This is a genomic window from Sulfitobacter sp. SH22 (genome assembly GCF_965641905.1).
Classification (GTDB): Bacteria; Pseudomonadota; Alphaproteobacteria; order Rhodobacterales; family Rhodobacteraceae; genus Sulfitobacter.
In genome coordinates this window covers 2,501-18,359 of sequence record NZ_OZ282573.1, presented here as the reverse complement: position 1 = coordinate 18,359, position 15,859 = coordinate 2,501, and the positions used below count along the sequence as shown (strand labels likewise).

Below are 15,859 nucleotides of genomic sequence, written 5' to 3'. Positions count from 1 at the left end.
GATCAGCCATGCGCGATCTTGGATTTTGCGGATGTCTTGCGCGGTTTCGACGCGGTTTTGGAAGGGGCTGCTTTGCGCGCAGGGCGCTTGGCCTTTGCGCCGCTGGCCGTCTTGGAGGATTTCGGCTTGGCGGTCTTTTTTGCTGGATTTTCAAGGCCCAAGCGGCTGCGCATCCCGTCGATGACGCCGACCGCAATTTTCTGGCGCAACTCGGGGTCCGCCAGAAACTTGCAAACGTCGGCGGCGCGCCGGGTCATGTCCTGACAGTCGTCTTGATGTGCATCACACCATGCCAGACGTTTTTCGACATCGCCGTGGTTTTTGCGAATGGGAATGTAATGTTCCCAAGGCTTGAAATGATGGGTCGCAAAGGTTTCGAACGGGCAATCGACGACCAAGGCGACGCTGCCGGAATTCAGCGACCAATACAGGCTTGAGCCCACATCATTGCCCGGCAACACGGCGATATATTTATAGGTCTGGAAATCCTCGCGCGGGATGCGGGGGCGCTCGAAATCGGCCAGAAACGGTTCTTGCTCAAGCACGAACCCGTCAGAGTTTGTGTACCCCAGATCAAAGCGCGGATTGTCGATATAGCGGTGCAGAAAATTGAACCGCTGCATGGATTTCAGCACATGGAGCGTTTCCTCGCGGCTGAATTCACCGCTTTTGTATTTGCGCAAAAGCGGGTGCATGCGGATCATTTCACCGCGGTTTCTTTCCCCCAAGCGGCCCCGGTTTCCCGGCCCGCCGCGCCAGACAACGCGGTCGAATTTATCGGCCCAATCCACGCGGGCGGGGTCAAGATTGCCCAGAAATTCAGGGCTGTCGATGTCATGATAATCGGGCAACGGCCACAACACATGCCCCTCGGGGCGGTCGCGCAAACGGTTGAAATTGATCAAAGCGGCGGCGCGGCCCTGATCGTCAACCACGGTGCGGTTGCGATGGTCCTGCATATCCAGCAGGAAATCAAAGTCAGCGCCCGCGTTCAGCACGCTTTGCAAGGCACCTGTGGTCTTGTTGGTGTTGGAATGGCGTTTGTGATCAACGTGCCAGGGGCGATCCGCATCCGTGGACGGCTTCCAATCGTTCAGGTCCTTTGGGACTTGATTGCCATGATCCCACGACAAGGTCATCCCGCTGGAGGCCCGCGCAACGAATGCGACCACGTCCGGATCTGATGACAGGTCAAAATCTGAATGCGCGCCCAATTGATGCGCGATTGATCTTTCGACAAAATCTTTTGACGTAATCATAAGGTCGCTCAATGCTCAGGAAGACAGGCGATTATATGTTTTGTTGCTTGTCTATTATTGATCAAACTATACCCTGCGTCAGGCGATTGAGGCAACCCTTATGACGGGGCGGCCATCCCCCTGCGCGCAACAGCAACGATCAAGCGAGATTTCCATGGCCATCGGCAACGAAAAAACATTGATGCTGACGGTGATGCGCAACGAGGGGCCGTATATCCTGGAGTGGATCGCCCATCACTTTGCGCTTGGCATTGATGACCTGCTGATTTTCACCAATTTTTGCACGGATAACACCGACAAGATTTTGGACCGGATCGAGGTGCTTTGGCCGCACCGGGTCAAGCACCAGCCGAACCCCAAGGTGATGTTCCCAAAGCAAGGCATGTGGCACATTATGGCGCTGCGCTATGCGGGGCATTTCGGGCGGTATCAGGCGGCGGACTGGCTTTATGTCACTGATGCCGACGAATTTCTGAACCTGCGCAATGACGCCGGAACGCTGGACGGATTTTTCGAGGATGCAGGGCCTGCCGATGCGGTGTCCTTCACCTCGGTTGCCTTTAACAGCAATGGCCACAAACACGAGACCGACGATCTGGTCACCACCCGCTATACCCAAACCACTGCCGATCTGGACGGCGCGGATCAAAGCGGCGACGAAATCATCACGGCCGTCAAAACCCTGTACCGCAACGCAATCAAGGGGCCGCGCCGGCCCCACCGCCCCGTAACCAAGACATTTTCGACCACAGGTTTCAAGTGGATCGACGGATCAGGCGCGCAAATGCCCGCGTCGTTTACGGATAGCGATTACAAGGGCATCAATGCGGTCCCAACCCGCGCCTTCGGTCAGGTGAACCATTATTCCATCAAATCGGCGGCTGAATTCCTGCTCAAGGTCGATCGTGGTGATGCGGTGCAGGCCGACCGTCTTGGCGCGTCCGAACACTATTGGAACCACGCCAACCGCACCGGGGGCACGGACACCAGCAATGTCGGATTGTCGCCAGCAGCACAGGAAATCTATGATTTTCTGCGGGCTGATCCGGTTCTTGCCGATTTGCATGCGCAATCTCTTGAACTGCGCCAAAACCGCCTGACCGAGATTTTGAAAACCGAAGGCGGGCAGGATCTGGCGCGGCGCATCGGCTATTACGACTGATCCGATACGTTCGGGGTAATGATCACGAACTCCGGCACGCTCAGGTCTTCTGACGGGGCCAAGGCGGGATCATCCACCTTTTTCTGTTCTTTCATAAAGCTCGCAATCGCGGGGCCGATCAGAACGATCCGTTTGACGCTGGCCAGATTGATCCGGTTCAGCATTTTCGCCCCGATCTGTTCATAGCTGGCGCGCAGCACATCGGGCTTTTCATCCGCGATCATCCGGTTGATCCGCGCTGCCGTCTTGGCGTCATCATCGGGGAAGACGACCTGCTCCGTCGTCATTTGCAACTGATCCCCAAAGGACAATTCATTATGCGCCAGAATGTTGCGCATGATCTGCATCCGGGATGCGTTGTCTTCCTGCGCGATCACTGTGGCTTGCGGTACTTCCTTGGCGGTGAAAATCGACAGGAAACCAACCCCTGCCCCCAAATCCAGCACCTTTTGGCCATCCTCGACCATGCGGCCGATCTTGCGGGCCATGCGACGCTGGTATTTGCCGCGCATCACGAAATCGAGGGTATTTTGCGCGAAAATGCGCACGTCAGCGGGCAAGGCAATGTCGTGGTTGGGCACCCATTCAACGGCCGTCTCGGCGGTCACGTCAATCTCGCCGGGCACGAAACCATCCCCGCCCTCGCCCACATCGGCAAAGTCGGGTTCCGGTTTCTTGCGGCGTTCCTCGGCGGGGCGGTCGGCGTTGTTCTTCTCGACCTGCGACATCAGCGCGGCGATTTCAGCCGGATCGCGGGCCTTGGGCGGCTTGGCGACGATCTGGGTGATCGGCACTTTGGAGGCCTCGATCAGCGACTCCTTCAGTTCTTCATAAGCCTCGGTCTGGCGGTATTCGTCCAGCCGCGCCTCCACCCGGTCAATGGCGGCCCAATGCAGGCGGGACAACACCGGATCGGTCAGCAATTCGTCCATGATCGCGCGGCGCCGTTCGGTATAGCGCAAAATCTTGTCGTCATAGACTTCGTTGCGGTCCTGAAGCGACCAGTAATCGGCGTTATATTTGTCTTTCTTGTTGTTCACGTTGCCGCGGAATTTGCGGATCGCGTAGCTGTCGATGGATTTCACCGCATAGTGGTTCATCTGCGCCCATTGATAGCCCACCGTGCGCCGGATCGACCGCCAGCCGCGAAACTTGAAATAATCCTCCATCGGGAGACCGGAGCCGTTCAGCCATTTGACCGTGTCGGGAAAGCCGGTTTCCAGATGCTTGTTCTTGATCGACGGACGGTGGATGCCGATCTTCCATTTGTCGGGGTCGAACTTGAACAGCGTCTTGACGCCCCAGCCCTTGTTCCATGTCGGCGGTGCGGCATAGAGGTATTGTTCGGACACCGGATCGCGCGACCAGTCGACCACATTGCCCGACCCGAAAATCCGCCAGGTGATGATAATCCCGTTCGCGTCCCCCGCCGCATCAAGCATCGGATCAAGCGTGCCATCGCCATAATTGATGCACAGAAATTCATCCGCATCGAACATCAATATCCAGTCGGCCTCGGCCACCTTGGGTTCGGATTGCGCATATTTCATCGCCGATGGCTGCGGTTTGACGCCTTCGGGAATGTCGTTGCGGCGGTGATAGCCCAGGCCCAATTCTTCGAGGCGGATCAGCATGTCGTCGGTGCCGTCGCTGCAATCGTTGGTATAGACAAGGATCTTGGTGAACCCCACGGCCAGATGATGGGCGTACCATTCCAGCAGGAATGGTGCCTCATCCTTCATCATCGAGATGGCCAGAAGCTTGCCGTGGGGGCTTTTATGCGGTTTCAGATTGATGGCTTCGGCCCCTTGTCAGGTCGCTTAGCGCAGCGCCTTGGACGGGTCGATGCCGATCTTTTCGCACATCCGCGCGGCGTATGATCCGGGCAGCGGTTCGTTCTTTTCCCACCATGGCTTTGTGCCGTTTGTGTACAGATGCACCGACAGGGTCTTGTCGGTGAAATGCCCTTCGACGCGGCCATAGGGGTCATAAAAAATGTCGTTCAGCTGGAACGGCACGGGGTACAGAACCTCGCGTTCGCTGGCTTTGTCATACTGTCCGGTCTGCTTGGCAAAATAGGTGAAGGCCTGCGGGCCGAACGCCGTGCGCTCTGCGTTATAGATGCGGTGCGCGTGGGTCAGTTTCGGGTCCTGGCGGTCGTATTTCTTGCGCTGGTTCTTGTTCCACCATGCGGGATAATCCGGCAGGTTGTCATAGTAATCCAGCAGCTGGTCCATCAGCTCGCATTCTTGCGGCAGGCCCACAACGCCACAGTTCAACGCGCCCGACATGCCGTGGCGGCCAAAGATATATTCTTCGTCCTCGGGGAAGGGCTGGTGGCAAAAGGCATCGCAATCAATCCAGATCGCGCCGGTTTTCTGGATCATCTTGTAGCGGAACACATTCGACAGAAACGACGCGCTGGTGGCTTCGACCAGGGCGCGGTCGATTTCCATGATCTCTGAGGCCGGACGCACTTCGACGCCTTCGGGGGCGTTATCAACCTTGTCGGCGCAATACAGGATCGTCTTGTGACCCGCGACAACATGGGATTTCAGGCAAAGCTGGTTCAGATAGTGAAGTTTTTCACCGATCCAAAGCGACGCGACGGGGCGACGGGTATTCATAATTCAGGCCTCTCTGATGACACGGTTTTTTGCTGTGTCGGATGTATCTGCTCAGGGTCCAGATTAGCTTAGTGCCGCTATACTTGTAAAGAATCCTTGGGGTTTCGCCCGAATATCCGCCCAAGATTGACTTGAGGCGGCACCCGTGAGAGTCATTTGAGCAACGCAATTGACCCAATCCAAGGCGACGCCCCCCGTGACACGCATCCTTGCCGTAACCTGTATGCGAAACGAAGGGCCCTATTGCCTTGAATGGATCGCCCACCACCGCGCGGCGGGCGTGACCGATTTTCTGATTTTCACCCATGATTGCGACGATGGCACCCCTGCCCTGCTGGACCTGTTGCCCGGTGTTACCCATGTGCCGTTCCAGCCTGACGCCGAAAAATCGGTGCAATGGCAGGCCATGCGGTTGGCCGATGCGCATCCGCTGATGAAATCCGCCGATTGGGTGATCTTTTTCGATTGCGATGAATTCCTGTGCCTTGAGGCACCGATGGCGACCTTCGGTGATCTGATTGCATCCCTGCCCGATGATACTGATGCCATCGCCCTGCCCTGGCGGTTGTTTGGTGCCGCGGGTCAGGAAGATTTCACCGATCACCTGACGCCGGCGCGTTTTACCAAGTGCGCGCCCGATCCGTTTTTCCTGCCGGCGGGCAGCTTTTTCAAAACCCTGTTGCGGCCAAAGAAATTCCAGAAACTTGGCGTGCACCGCCCCAAGAACAAGGGCAAGGTGCCGGGGGTCTGGTCGCTTGGCGGCGGGCAAACCGCCACGGCCGACTTTGCCGGAAATGACAGCCGGATCAATCTGTTCGGTCTGATGCAAGCCCCGGCGCGGGCGCGGCTGAACCATTACTCCTTGCGATCTGCCGCTGAATTTATGGTCAAACGCGGGCGCGGCCTGCCCAATAGGGCGACCAAAACCCTTGATCTGCATTATTGGGCAGAACGGAATTTCAACACCGTCGAGGACCACCGGATCGACCCGATGCTGGCCGCCACGCAGGCGCAGATGGCAACGCTGCTTGGCACTCCCGAAATCCGGGCCGTGCATCAGGGGGCTGTTCAATGGCGCCGCGATGCTTTTGCCGCGCTGATGAAAGACCCCGCCGAAGTCCAGTTTTACTGGCATCTGATCCTTTTGGGCGGCAGCACACCCCCCAAGCCTGAGCAAACGCAGGCGCATTTACGCCGGCATAGCCAGACGTAGAGAACGGCCAAAGCGCCGCGAATAGAGTTGATTGCCCGCCATTTCGGATGCACCGTCAGGTAACCCTGTCTTTGCCAAAGAGGTGCGCCATGTCTGCCGATCCGCTGTTGCAACCCTTCCAGCTCAAGCATCTGACCTTGCGAAACCGGATCATGACCACCAGTCATGAACCCGCCTATCCCGAAGACGGCATGCCCAAAACCCGCTACCGGGCCTATCACGCCGAACGCGCAAAGGCCGGTGTGGCATTGGCGATGACAGCCGGATCGGCGGCCGTATCCAAGGACAGCCCGCCGGTGTTCAACAACGTGCTGGCTTATAAGGACGAGGTCGTGCCGTGGATCACCAACCTGACCGACGCCTGCCACGAACATGGCTGCGCGGTGATGATCCAGCTGACCCATCTGGGGCGACGCACGACATGGAACAAGGGCGACTGGCTGCCGTCGGTGTCATCGTCGAAACACCGCGAACCCGCGCACCGCGCCTTTCCCAAACTGATCGAGGATTGGGACATCGACCGGATCATCAGCGATTTCGCCGATGCCGCCGAACGCATGAAAGACGGCGGCATGGACGGGATCGAATTGCAGGTTTACGGCCACCTGCTGGATCAATTCTGGTCGCCCCTGACCAATGATCTGGTGGGCCCCTACGGTGCCGATACCTTGGAAAACCGGATGCGGTTTCCGATGGATGTACTGGCCGCCGTGCGCAAACGGGTGGGCGCGGAATTCATCGTGGGCTTCAGATACACCGCCGACGAGGCGCAAAAGGGCGGCATCACCCCCGAGGAAGGGCTTGAGATATCCAAGAAACTGGCCGCATCAGGCCAGCTGGATTTTCTGAACGTGATCAAGGGGCGCATCCATACCGACCCGGCCATGACCGACGTGATCCCCGTGCAAGGCATGCAAAGCGCGCCGCATCTGGATTTCGCGGGCTCTGTCAAAAAGGCGACGGGGATGCCCACATTCCACGCGGCCCGCATTCAGGATGTGGCAACCGCCCGCCACGCCGTGGCAGCGGGGCTGTTGGATATGGTGGGCATGACCCGCGCCCATATGGCCGACCCGCATATCGTGCAGAAAATCATCGAGGGCCGGGAGGACGACATCCGCCCTTGTGTGGGTGCCACCTATTGTCTCGACCGCATCTATCAGGGCGGCGAGGCGTTGTGTATCCACAACCCCGCCACCGGGCGCGAACTGACCATGCCGCACAGCATTGAACCGGCTGTCGTCAAACGCAAGATTGTCATTGTCGGCGCAGGTCCGGCGGGGCTGGAAGCCGCGCGCGTTGCCGCCGAACGCGGTCACCACGTCACGGTGTTCGAGGCCCAGCCCGATCCGGGAGGGCAGATCAGGCTGACCGCACAAAGCGCGCGCCGCCGCGAGATGATGTCGATCATCGACTGGCGCATGGCCCAATGTGCCGCCCGCGATGTGGTGTTTCATTTCAACACTTGGGCAGATCAGGACACCGTTTTACAGCTGGACCCCGATGTGGTGATCATCGCCACGGGCGGGCTGCCCAATACCGAATTGTTCGAAACCGGTATCGAGGCTGACAATGTGGTGACCTCGTGGGATATCATCTCGGGCGATGTGAAACCTGCCGAGAATGTGTTGATCTATGACGAAAGCGGTGACCATCCGGGGCTGCAAGCCGCCGAGGTCGCGGCAAATGCGGGGGCCAAAGTCGAGGTGATGACCCCCGACCGCAGCTTTGCCCCCGAGATCATGGCGATGAACCTTGTGCCCTATATGCGGTCTTTGCAGGATAAGGATGTGACCTTTACCGTGACGCGTCGCTTGCTGGGCGTCGCACGGGCGGGCAACAAACTGATCGCAACGATCGGCACCGATTACAGTGATTTCACCAAGCAGCAGGAATATGATCAGGTCGTTGTGAACTATGGCACCTTGCCGCTGGATGATCTTTATTTCGCGCTCAAACCGCTTAGCAAGAACGAAGGCGCGGTTGATTACGACGCCCTGATTATGGGTGAAAAGCAAACCCTGGATTGGAATAACGACGCGCCATTCTGGCTGTACCGGATTGGCGATGCCGTGTCTTCCCGCAACACCCATGCGGCGATTTACGATGCCTTGCGCTTGGTCAAAGACCTGTAGCCTGGCCCGCCGCCGCCCTGCCGCCCCGCCTTGCGGATTGCTGACACCTTGCAGTTGATGTTAGATCGCGTCAGCCGGGGGAAATATATGCGATTGTTGGTCGTCGAAGATGAAGCCGATTTGGCACAAGCCGTCTGCGACCATCTGCGCGCGGCAGGCCATGCCGTGGACCTTGCCACGGGTGTGGACCACGCGCTGGCCGCAATCGCCACGACGGAATATGATCTGGTTCTTCTGGATCTTGGCCTGCCCGATGGCGACGGTCTGGATGTTCTTCGATGGCTGCGCGGAAACCACAAGAACGTTCCGGTTCTGATCGTCACAGCCCGTGACAGGATCACCGAACGGATTGCCGGACTGGATGCGGGTGCCGATGACTATCTGGTGAAACCCTATGATCTGGATGAAATGCTGGCGCGTATTCAGGCGATCTTGCGGCGCGCGGACCAAGACCGTGATCCTGAACGCAAATTCGGCCCCTTGCTGATCCTTCCCGCCAGCCAGACCGTTTTGCGCGATGGCACCGCCGTGCCGCTGACCCGCAAGCAATGGACCATCCTCGAAAGGCTAAGCCGCAGACCGGATATCATCGTTGCCAAAGCCGATCTTGAAGACGCCATCTACAGCTTTGGCGAAGAGGTCGAGAGCAACACAATCGAAGCGCATATCAGCAGATTACGCAGCAAGCTGGGCCGCGATGCAATCGAAACCCTGCGCGGGTTTGGCTACCGGATGCGCCGACCATGACCCCGATGAGCTTGTCACGCCGTCTGGCGCTGCTGATCAGTCTGGGCTTTGCCATGATCTGGGGCTTGTCGATGGCGGTGACGGGCTTTGCGCTGCGCGGCGAACAAGCAGAACTGTTCGACAATGAGCTGGTCGAGATTGCGGGGCTGTTTCGCCCTATCGTGACCCAGGCCTTGACCAATGGCGTGCTGGATATTGACGCGCTTGATGCGGCCCTAAAGGCGCGCGGTCCGGGCGATACGGACGAGGTGCTGATTTACCAAGTGCTCAAGAGCGATGGCACGGTGTTGATCAACTCGCGCGATTTCGCCCAAGCCGAACCGCCAAGCGGTGCGATCATTTCCGGATTCAACCGGACTGCGACCCATATGTTTTACACGTCGGAATTCAACGCAAGCGGGCTGGCCGTGCGGGTCGGTGACCCGTTAATCGAACGCCGCGAAGCGTTCCTTGACAGCTTTGTCGCCTTCCTTATCCCGATGTTTGCCTTGCTGCCGCTCGCCTATTTCCTTGTCAGATGGGTCGCCCGCACCGCCCTGAAACCGCTGGATCAATTGCGCGATGACATCAGCGCGCGCGGGGATGGCCAGCTTGCCCCGATTGATGCCGCAGGCCAGCCCACAGAACTGGCCGCGATCACGGCGTCTTTGAACGGGTTAATGACGCGCTTGTCCCAATCCTTGGAAGGTGAACGCGCCTTTGCCAGTTCTGCCGCCCATGAATTGCGCACCCCTTTGGCGGTGGCATTGGCACAGGTCCAGCGCCTGCGGGCCGACACCCCGGATCCGGCAGGCCGGGTGGCGATTGTCAAAGTCGAGGATGCTTTGAAACGGATGGTCCGGCTGGTTGCCCGTCTGCTGCAAATGGCGCGGGCAGAGGCCGGGATCGGCGTGTCGGGTGCGCGGGTTGACGTTGCAAAGCTTCTGCAATTTTCGGTCGATGAAGTGAAGAGAGACCCTGCCAGAAAAGACTGCCTGAAGATTGCTATGCCCGATCAGCCGGTATTTTCGGTGATGGATGCCGATGCCTTTGCAATCGTGGTCAGCAATCTGGTGGACAACGCCTTTCAACACGGCACCCCGAACGGTGAGGTACATGTGCGCCTGTCGCAGGACGGTTACCTGTCTGTCAGCAATGACAGCGCCGTCATTTCCCCCGAAAATCTAGACAGATTGATCGAACGCCTGCACCAGGGCAGCGCGGCGCAGGGCGGGTTCGGGCTGGGCCTGTATATCGCGGACCGCATCGTCCGGCAGGCAGGCAGCGCGCTCGAGCTACGCTCCCCCGCCGATGGGCAGGCGGGCGGTTTTATGGCGGGCTTTGCCGTGCCGCCCGCCAATCGCTCATAGACGGTTCAGCAGATCAAGGGACGGATCCCCCGTCGCTGGCAAGCCCACACTTTGCTGATAGGCCGCGATGGCTTTGCGGCTGTTCGGCCCGATCACACCATCCGTGCCGTCGGTATCAAACCCTCTGGCGGTCAGCCTGGTTTGCAGCGCCTTACGGTCGTCGATGGTCATCCCGTATTTATCGGGGCCAAAGCTGGCGATGATCGGCCCACCACCGGCAATCCGATCTGACAGATGGCCAACCCCGATCGCATAATTGTCAGAGTTGTTATAGCGCTTGATCGCACGGAAGTTCCTGAACACCGCAAAGCGGGGCCCGCCCGCATCGGGCTGGAGGATAGAGACCGGCGTGGCCGAGCCAGCCGCAGCTGTGCCCATTTCAGCGCCCCACTTCTCGCCGGATTTCCAACCGGATTTCGCAAGATATGCCGCCGTGGACGCCAGTGAATCAGTCGGGTCATCAGACCAGATGTCACGGCGGCCATCCCCGTTGAAATCGACGGCAAAGGCTTGATAGGACGTTGGGATAAACTGTGTGTGCCCCATGGCACCCGCCCAGCTTCCGGTCAGCCCGCGCGCGCCGACATCCCCGCGTTCAAGGATCTTGAGCGCGGCAATCAACTGCTTTTCAAAAAACGCGCCGCGGCGGCCATCATAGGCCAGTGTCGATGTGGCCGATACGACAGGCACATTGCCGCGACGTTCACCATAAAAGCTTTCAAGCCCCCAAACAGCGGTCACAACCTCGGCTGGCACGCCGTATCTGGCCTCGATCTGTTGCAAGACATTGCGGTGACGGGCAAAGGCCGCGCGCCCCTTGGTCACACGCTCTTCGGAGGCAGCAATCGCAAGGTAATCCTCAAGCGAGCGGCTGAATTCTGTTTGGTTCCGGTCCCGCCTGACCACACCGGGCAGATAGCCGGCACCGGAGAACCCACTGCGCAATGTCGCCGGCGAAATGCCCTGCCCCGCCGCGCGCAGTTTGAACCCCGCGACCCATGCATCATAGCCGGCATTGGCTTGCGGCATCAGATCATCGGGCAACGCCCCGTCTGAACGCGGCACAAAGGAAGCGGCATTTCCGCTTCTCTCACATGCGGCGAGCGACAAGGCCGCCAGCCCGATTGTAAATTTCCTACGTGAAATACTCATACTGCCCGCGCCCTATTTTGTTGTGGCTTTGCGCACAGGTTAACCCAAGGCGGGATAGCCGCAAAGGGGCAGTTATGTTTTGGCAATCCTTTGCCTAGTCATCAGGGACACCCTAGTTGCCGGGGATATAGAGCGGCACAGTCGACATCGACATCTTTGCCGACCCGTTTTGCACATCCCGCGCGTGGCTGATGTAAATCAGGGTATTGTTTGCTTCGTCATAGATACGTTTCACTTTCAACGTCTTAAAGATCACTGAACGGCGCTCGGAAAAAACCGTCTCGCCTTCGTCCCCCCGATCGATGTCGCCGATCTCGATAGGGCCGGTCTGGCGACAGGAAATTGCCGAATTGGACGGGTCTTCGAACCAGTTTCCCTTTTGCAAACGGTCGATGATCCCGCGTTCGAAATAGGCAAGATGGCAGGTGACACCCTTCACCTTTGGGTCTGACACCGCCTCGATCACGATATCATTTCCAAGCCAGTCCACATCGACATTGCCGACGGTTTCAGCACTGGCCGAAAGCGGAAATAATGCGAATGCAAGCAATGCGCAGACCAAGCGGGAGGGGGATTTATATGTGTTCATGTTGATATACGCGCAGATCCGCAGAAGGTTCCCAAGAAAAATCTTCCACCAATGCTCAATGATCATTTTCATGCTTCCAACGCAAAACGCCCGTTGTGTAATGAACACATCGGGCGTTTTGTATATTGTATCGTAAGAGAGATAATCATTTATTGAACTTATTAGGTTTGGCGGTGACCTACTCTCCCACGTCTTAAGACGCAGTACCATTGGCGCAGTAGCACTTAACTGCCGAGTTCGGGATGGGATCGGGTGTTTTGCTTACGCTATGACCACCAAACCGAATAAATTCAATAAATGTCCAAGTCAGTACAGTTATGTATGTGTGTATGCTTTTGAATGATTAGTATAATGCACTACCGCTTTGCTACTTGAGCGCTGCTAAGTCTTGCTTCTACTGGATCAAATCAAGCCTATCGAGCCATTAGTACCAGTCAACTGAACGTATTACTACGCTTACATCTCTGGCCTATCGACGAGGTGGTCTACCTCGGCTCTCAGGGATACCTTGTTTTGAGGGGGGCTTCCCGCTTAGATGCCTTCAGCGGTTATCCTGTCCGATCATAGCTACCCAGCACTGCTATTGGCATAACAACTGGTCCACCAGTGGATCGTTCACCCCGGTCCTCTCGTACTAGGGGCAACTCCTCTCAAGTATCCTACACCCACGGAAGATAGGGACCGAACTGTCTCACGACGTTCTAAACCCAGCTCACGTACCTCTTTAAACGGCGAACAGCCGTACCCTTGGGACCTGCTCCAGCCCCAGGATGAGATGAGCCGACATCGAGGTGCCAAACACTGCCGTCGATATGGACTCTTGGGCAGTATCAGCCTGTTATCCCCGGCGTACCTTTTATCCGTTGAGCGATGGCCCTCCCACTTGGGACCACCGGATCACTATGGCCGTCTTTCGACTCTGCTCGACTTGTCAGTCTCGCAGTCAGGCTGGCTTCTGCCATTGCACTCAACGAGCGATTTCCGACCGCTCTGAGCCAACCTTCGCGCGCCTCCGTTACGATTTAGGAGGCGACCGCCCCAGTCAAACTACCCACCACACAGGGTCCCGGATCCGGATAACGGACCGCGGTTAGACATCAAGCAGAACAAGGGTGGTATCTCAAGGGAGGCTCCACGCAAACTGGCGTTCACGCTTCAAAGCCCACCACCTATCCTGCACATGTTCGGCCTAATGCCAGTGTGAAGTTGTAGTAAAGGTGCACGGGGTCTTTCCGTCTAACCGCGGGTAACCGGCATCTTGACCGGTAATTCAATTTCGCTGAGTCTATGTTGGAGACAGCGGGGAAGTCGTTACGCCATTCGTGCAGGTCGGAACTTACCCGACAAGGAATTTCGCTACCTTAGGACCGTTATAGTTACGGCCGCCGTTTACCTGGGCTTCAATTCAGAGCTCTCACCCCTCCTTTTAACCTTCAGGCACCGGGCAGGCGTCAGACCCTATACGTCGTCTTACGACTTCGCAGAGCCCTGTGTTTTTAATAAACAGTCGCCACCCCCTGGTTTGTGCCCCCAGCCCATACTTGCGTACAGACCGGGCCTCCTTCTCGCGAACTTACGGAGGTATTTTGCCGAGTTCCTTCAACATAGTTCTCTCAAGCGCCTTGGTATTCTCTACCTATCCACCTGTGTCGGTTTAGGGTACGATCTAACGATGGAGCTATTTCCAGGGACCTCTAAGCAGCCCATTCAATCCGATAAGGATGAACTACCCTCGAGATCCGTCACTTCCATCTGGCCCAGGAATATTAACCTGGTTCCCATCGACTACGCCTTTCGGCCTCGCCTTAGGGGTCGGCTTACCCTGCTCAGATTAGCTTTAAGCAGGAACCCTTGGATTTTCGGCGAGAGTGTCTCTCACACTCTTTGTCGCTACTCATGTCATCATTCTCACTAGTGATCTCTCCACGGGATCCCTCACAGGCCCGCTTCACAGAAAACTCCGCGTCTCCAATCCCACCGAAGTGGTTAAGGAGACATGGAATTATGTCACACTACGCTCTGCTACCATGCAATAAATGCATCCTAAGCTTCGGCTCATGGCTTGAGCCCCGTTACATCTTCGCCGCAAGACAACTTATTTAGACCAGTGAGCTGTTACGCTATCTTTAAAGGATGGCTGCTTCTAAGCCAACCTCCTGGTTGTTTTGGTCGTCTCACCTGCTTTCCCACTTAGCCATGAATTAGGGGCCTTAGCTGTAGGTCAGGGTTGTTTCCCTCTTCACGACGGACGTTAGCATTCGCCGTGTGTCTGCCATCTAGTACTCCTCGGTATTCGGAGTTTGGTTAGGATCAGTAAGCCTGTGGGGCCCCATTACCCATCCAGTGCTCTACCCCCGAGGGTATTCGGATGACGCTCTACCTAAATAGATTTCGCAGAGAACCAGCTATCTCCGAGTTTGATTGGCCTTTCACCCCTAGGCACAGCTCATCCCGATCCTTTTCAACGGATGTGGGTTCGGTCCTCCAGTAAGTGTTACCTTACCTTCAACCTGGCCATGCCTAGATCACTCGGTTTCGGGTCTGATCCCACAAACTCAACGCCCTATTAAGACTCGCTTTCGCTGCGCCTACACCTAACGGCTTAAGCTTGCTTGTGAGACCAAGTCGATGACCCATTATACAAAAGGTACGCTGTCAGGGCGCATAGGCCCCTCCAACTGATTGTAGGCGTTCGGTTTCAGGTACTGTTTCACTCCCCTCGTCGGGGTGCTTTTCACCTTTCCCTCACGGTACTGGTTCACTATCGGTCAGTAAGGAGTACTTAGCCTTCGAAGGTGGTCCTCCGATCTTCAGACAGAATTTCACGTGTTCCGCCCTACTTAATACGTCCTCTCATGCTTCTTATACGGGACTATCACCCACTTTGGTTGCGCATTCCAACGCATTCTAACCACAATTGAGGCTCGGCTGGTCCCCGTTCGCTCGCCGCTACTAGGGGAGTATCAATTGATTTCCTTTCCTCCGGGTACTTAGATGTTTCAGTTCCCCGGGTTTGCTTTTATAAACCTATGTATTCAGTCTATAAATACCTGGTTTACCCTCCTATTTTGCCCTACCGCCTATTCGGCTACTTGAGGGCGAACCCGCAAACAGCATCTTAGGAGTAGTATAAATAGCAGAATATCAGGTGGGTTGCCCCATTCAGAAATCCATGGATCAAAGCTTATTCTCAGCTCCCCATGGCTTATCGCAGAGTATCACGTCTTTCATCGCCTCTTACTGCCAAGGCATTCACCAAACGCCCTTTTCGCGCTTGATTTGATCCAGAAAAAGCAAGACTACCCATGATGCCCTACCGCTTCGCTACTTGAGGGCTATTTACACCATCAACCAACGTCGCTGCATAAGGCAGGCAATCTGCGCGGAAGACAGAAGCTGGTAAGAAACTGTCTTTCCTTATTCCAGATCAAAAGCATACTTTTTTACCCGCCCAACCACTATAGGTTGGACAGCGAGACATGCATCTAGCCTACCTTCCGTGCAGGAAGCAGGCGTCATGTCTCTGGTTAGTGTACTTGACTTGGACAACACGTTCTTTTCAATCGCGATACGCCTAAAAGACCGAGGAAACAGTCCGTTAAACGCCGGCTCCCGAAGGAGCAGCA

Annotated in this window: 10 protein-coding genes and 2 rRNA genes; 5 read left to right on the top strand and 7 right to left on the bottom strand. The window is 56.7% G+C overall.

Going from position 1 to position 15,859, the window contains the following annotated elements:
- Positions 1 to 2: 2 nt before the first annotated feature.
- A complete protein-coding gene (locus ACSQ13_RS02225; protein WP_295513193.1) occupies positions 3 to 1,259 on the bottom strand; it encodes a glycosyl transferase family 90 in 1,257 nt (418 codons plus the stop codon).
- Between the two features lie 154 nt (positions 1,260 to 1,413).
- Here ACSQ13_RS02225 and ACSQ13_RS02220 point away from each other — a divergent pair, with 154 nt between their 5' ends.
- The gene (locus ACSQ13_RS02220; protein ID WP_176248614.1) at positions 1,414 to 2,421 is read left to right on the top strand and encodes a glycosyltransferase family 2 protein; all 1,008 of its coding nucleotides are present in this window, start codon (positions 1,414 to 1,416) and stop codon (positions 2,419 to 2,421) included.
- Here the strand turns inward: ACSQ13_RS02220 and ACSQ13_RS02215 are convergent.
- On the bottom strand, positions 2,412 to 4,166 hold the full coding sequence (locus ACSQ13_RS02215) for a glycosyltransferase family 2 protein (RefSeq protein ID WP_295513194.1): 1,755 nt from the start codon (positions 4,164 to 4,166) through the stop codon (positions 2,412 to 2,414). The genes ACSQ13_RS02220 and ACSQ13_RS02215 overlap by 10 nt on opposite strands.
- 75 nt (positions 4,167 to 4,241) lie before the next feature.
- Positions 4,242 to 5,048, bottom strand: coding sequence for a hypothetical protein (locus tag ACSQ13_RS02210; protein WP_176248616.1), 807 nt, complete (start codon positions 5,046 to 5,048; stop codon positions 4,242 to 4,244).
- A gap of 196 nt (positions 5,049 to 5,244) precedes the next feature.
- Between ACSQ13_RS02210 and ACSQ13_RS02205 the strand changes: the two genes are divergently transcribed.
- The 4 genes from ACSQ13_RS02205 to ACSQ13_RS02190 all read left to right on the top strand — a co-directional run bounded on the left by ACSQ13_RS02205 (position 5,245) and on the right by ACSQ13_RS02190 (position 10,492).
- The gene (locus ACSQ13_RS02205; protein WP_295513196.1) at positions 5,245 to 6,261 is read left to right on the top strand and encodes a glycosyltransferase family 2 protein; all 1,017 of its coding nucleotides are present in this window, start codon (positions 5,245 to 5,247) and stop codon (positions 6,259 to 6,261) included.
- Positions 6,262 to 6,350: 89 nt separating this feature from the next.
- On the top strand, positions 6,351 to 8,396 hold the full coding sequence (locus ACSQ13_RS02200; protein WP_295513197.1) for an NADH:flavin oxidoreductase: 2,046 nt from the start codon (positions 6,351 to 6,353) through the stop codon (positions 8,394 to 8,396).
- A gap of 87 nt (positions 8,397 to 8,483) precedes the next feature.
- Complete coding sequence (locus ACSQ13_RS02195) at positions 8,484 to 9,143, top strand: response regulator transcription factor (RefSeq protein WP_295513198.1); 660 nt, start codon at positions 8,484 to 8,486, stop codon at positions 9,141 to 9,143.
- A complete protein-coding gene (locus tag ACSQ13_RS02190) occupies positions 9,140 to 10,492 on the top strand; it encodes a sensor histidine kinase (protein ID WP_295513199.1) in 1,353 nt (450 codons plus the stop codon). Before ACSQ13_RS02195 ends, ACSQ13_RS02190 begins: the two co-directional genes overlap by 4 nt.
- Here ACSQ13_RS02190 and ACSQ13_RS02185 read toward each other — a convergent pair.
- The 4 genes from ACSQ13_RS02185 to ACSQ13_RS02170 form a co-directional block, all read right to left on the bottom strand.
- Entirely contained in the window at positions 10,487 to 11,644 is a 1,158-nt protein-coding gene (locus ACSQ13_RS02185) for a lytic murein transglycosylase (protein ID WP_295513201.1), read from the bottom strand. The two genes, ACSQ13_RS02190 and ACSQ13_RS02185, sit on opposite strands and share 6 nt — an antisense overlap.
- Positions 11,645 to 11,756: 112 nt before the next feature.
- On the bottom strand, positions 11,757 to 12,233 hold the full coding sequence (locus ACSQ13_RS02180; RefSeq protein WP_295513202.1) for a CreA family protein: 477 nt from the start codon (positions 12,231 to 12,233) through the stop codon (positions 11,757 to 11,759).
- Positions 12,234 to 12,398: 165 nt separating this feature from the next.
- A 5S ribosomal RNA gene (rrf, locus tag ACSQ13_RS02175) occupies positions 12,399 to 12,513 on the bottom strand.
- 123 nt (positions 12,514 to 12,636) lie between these two features.
- Positions 12,637 to 15,513 (bottom strand): 23S ribosomal RNA (locus tag ACSQ13_RS02170).
- Positions 15,514 to 15,859 lie beyond the last annotated feature (346 nt).

Excerpts from the sequence above, each read along its gene's own strand:
- ACSQ13_RS02210 (WP_176248616.1), bottom strand. The coding sequence starts at position 5,048 with ATGAATACCCGTCGCCCCGTCGCGTCGCTTTGGATCGGTGAAAAACTT.
- ACSQ13_RS02180 (WP_295513202.1), bottom strand. The coding sequence starts at position 12,233 with ATGAACACATATAAATCCCCCTCCCGCTTGGTCTGCGCATTGCTTGCA.
- ACSQ13_RS02185 (WP_295513201.1), bottom strand. The coding sequence starts at position 11,644 with ATGAGTATTTCACGTAGGAAATTTACAATCGGGCTGGCGGCCTTGTCG.
- ACSQ13_RS02225 (WP_295513193.1), bottom strand. The coding sequence starts at position 1,259 with ATGATTACGTCAAAAGATTTTGTCGAAAGATCAATCGCGCATCAATTG.
- ACSQ13_RS02190 (WP_295513199.1), top strand. The coding sequence starts at position 9,140 with ATGACCCCGATGAGCTTGTCACGCCGTCTGGCGCTGCTGATCAGTCTG.
- ACSQ13_RS02195 (WP_295513198.1), top strand. The coding sequence starts at position 8,484 with ATGCGATTGTTGGTCGTCGAAGATGAAGCCGATTTGGCACAAGCCGTC.
- ACSQ13_RS02215 (WP_295513194.1), bottom strand. The coding sequence starts at position 4,166 with ATGATGAAGGATGAGGCACCATTCCTGCTGGAATGGTACGCCCATCAT.
- ACSQ13_RS02200 (WP_295513197.1), top strand. The coding sequence starts at position 6,351 with ATGTCTGCCGATCCGCTGTTGCAACCCTTCCAGCTCAAGCATCTGACC.
- ACSQ13_RS02220 (WP_176248614.1), top strand. The coding sequence starts at position 1,414 with ATGGCCATCGGCAACGAAAAAACATTGATGCTGACGGTGATGCGCAAC.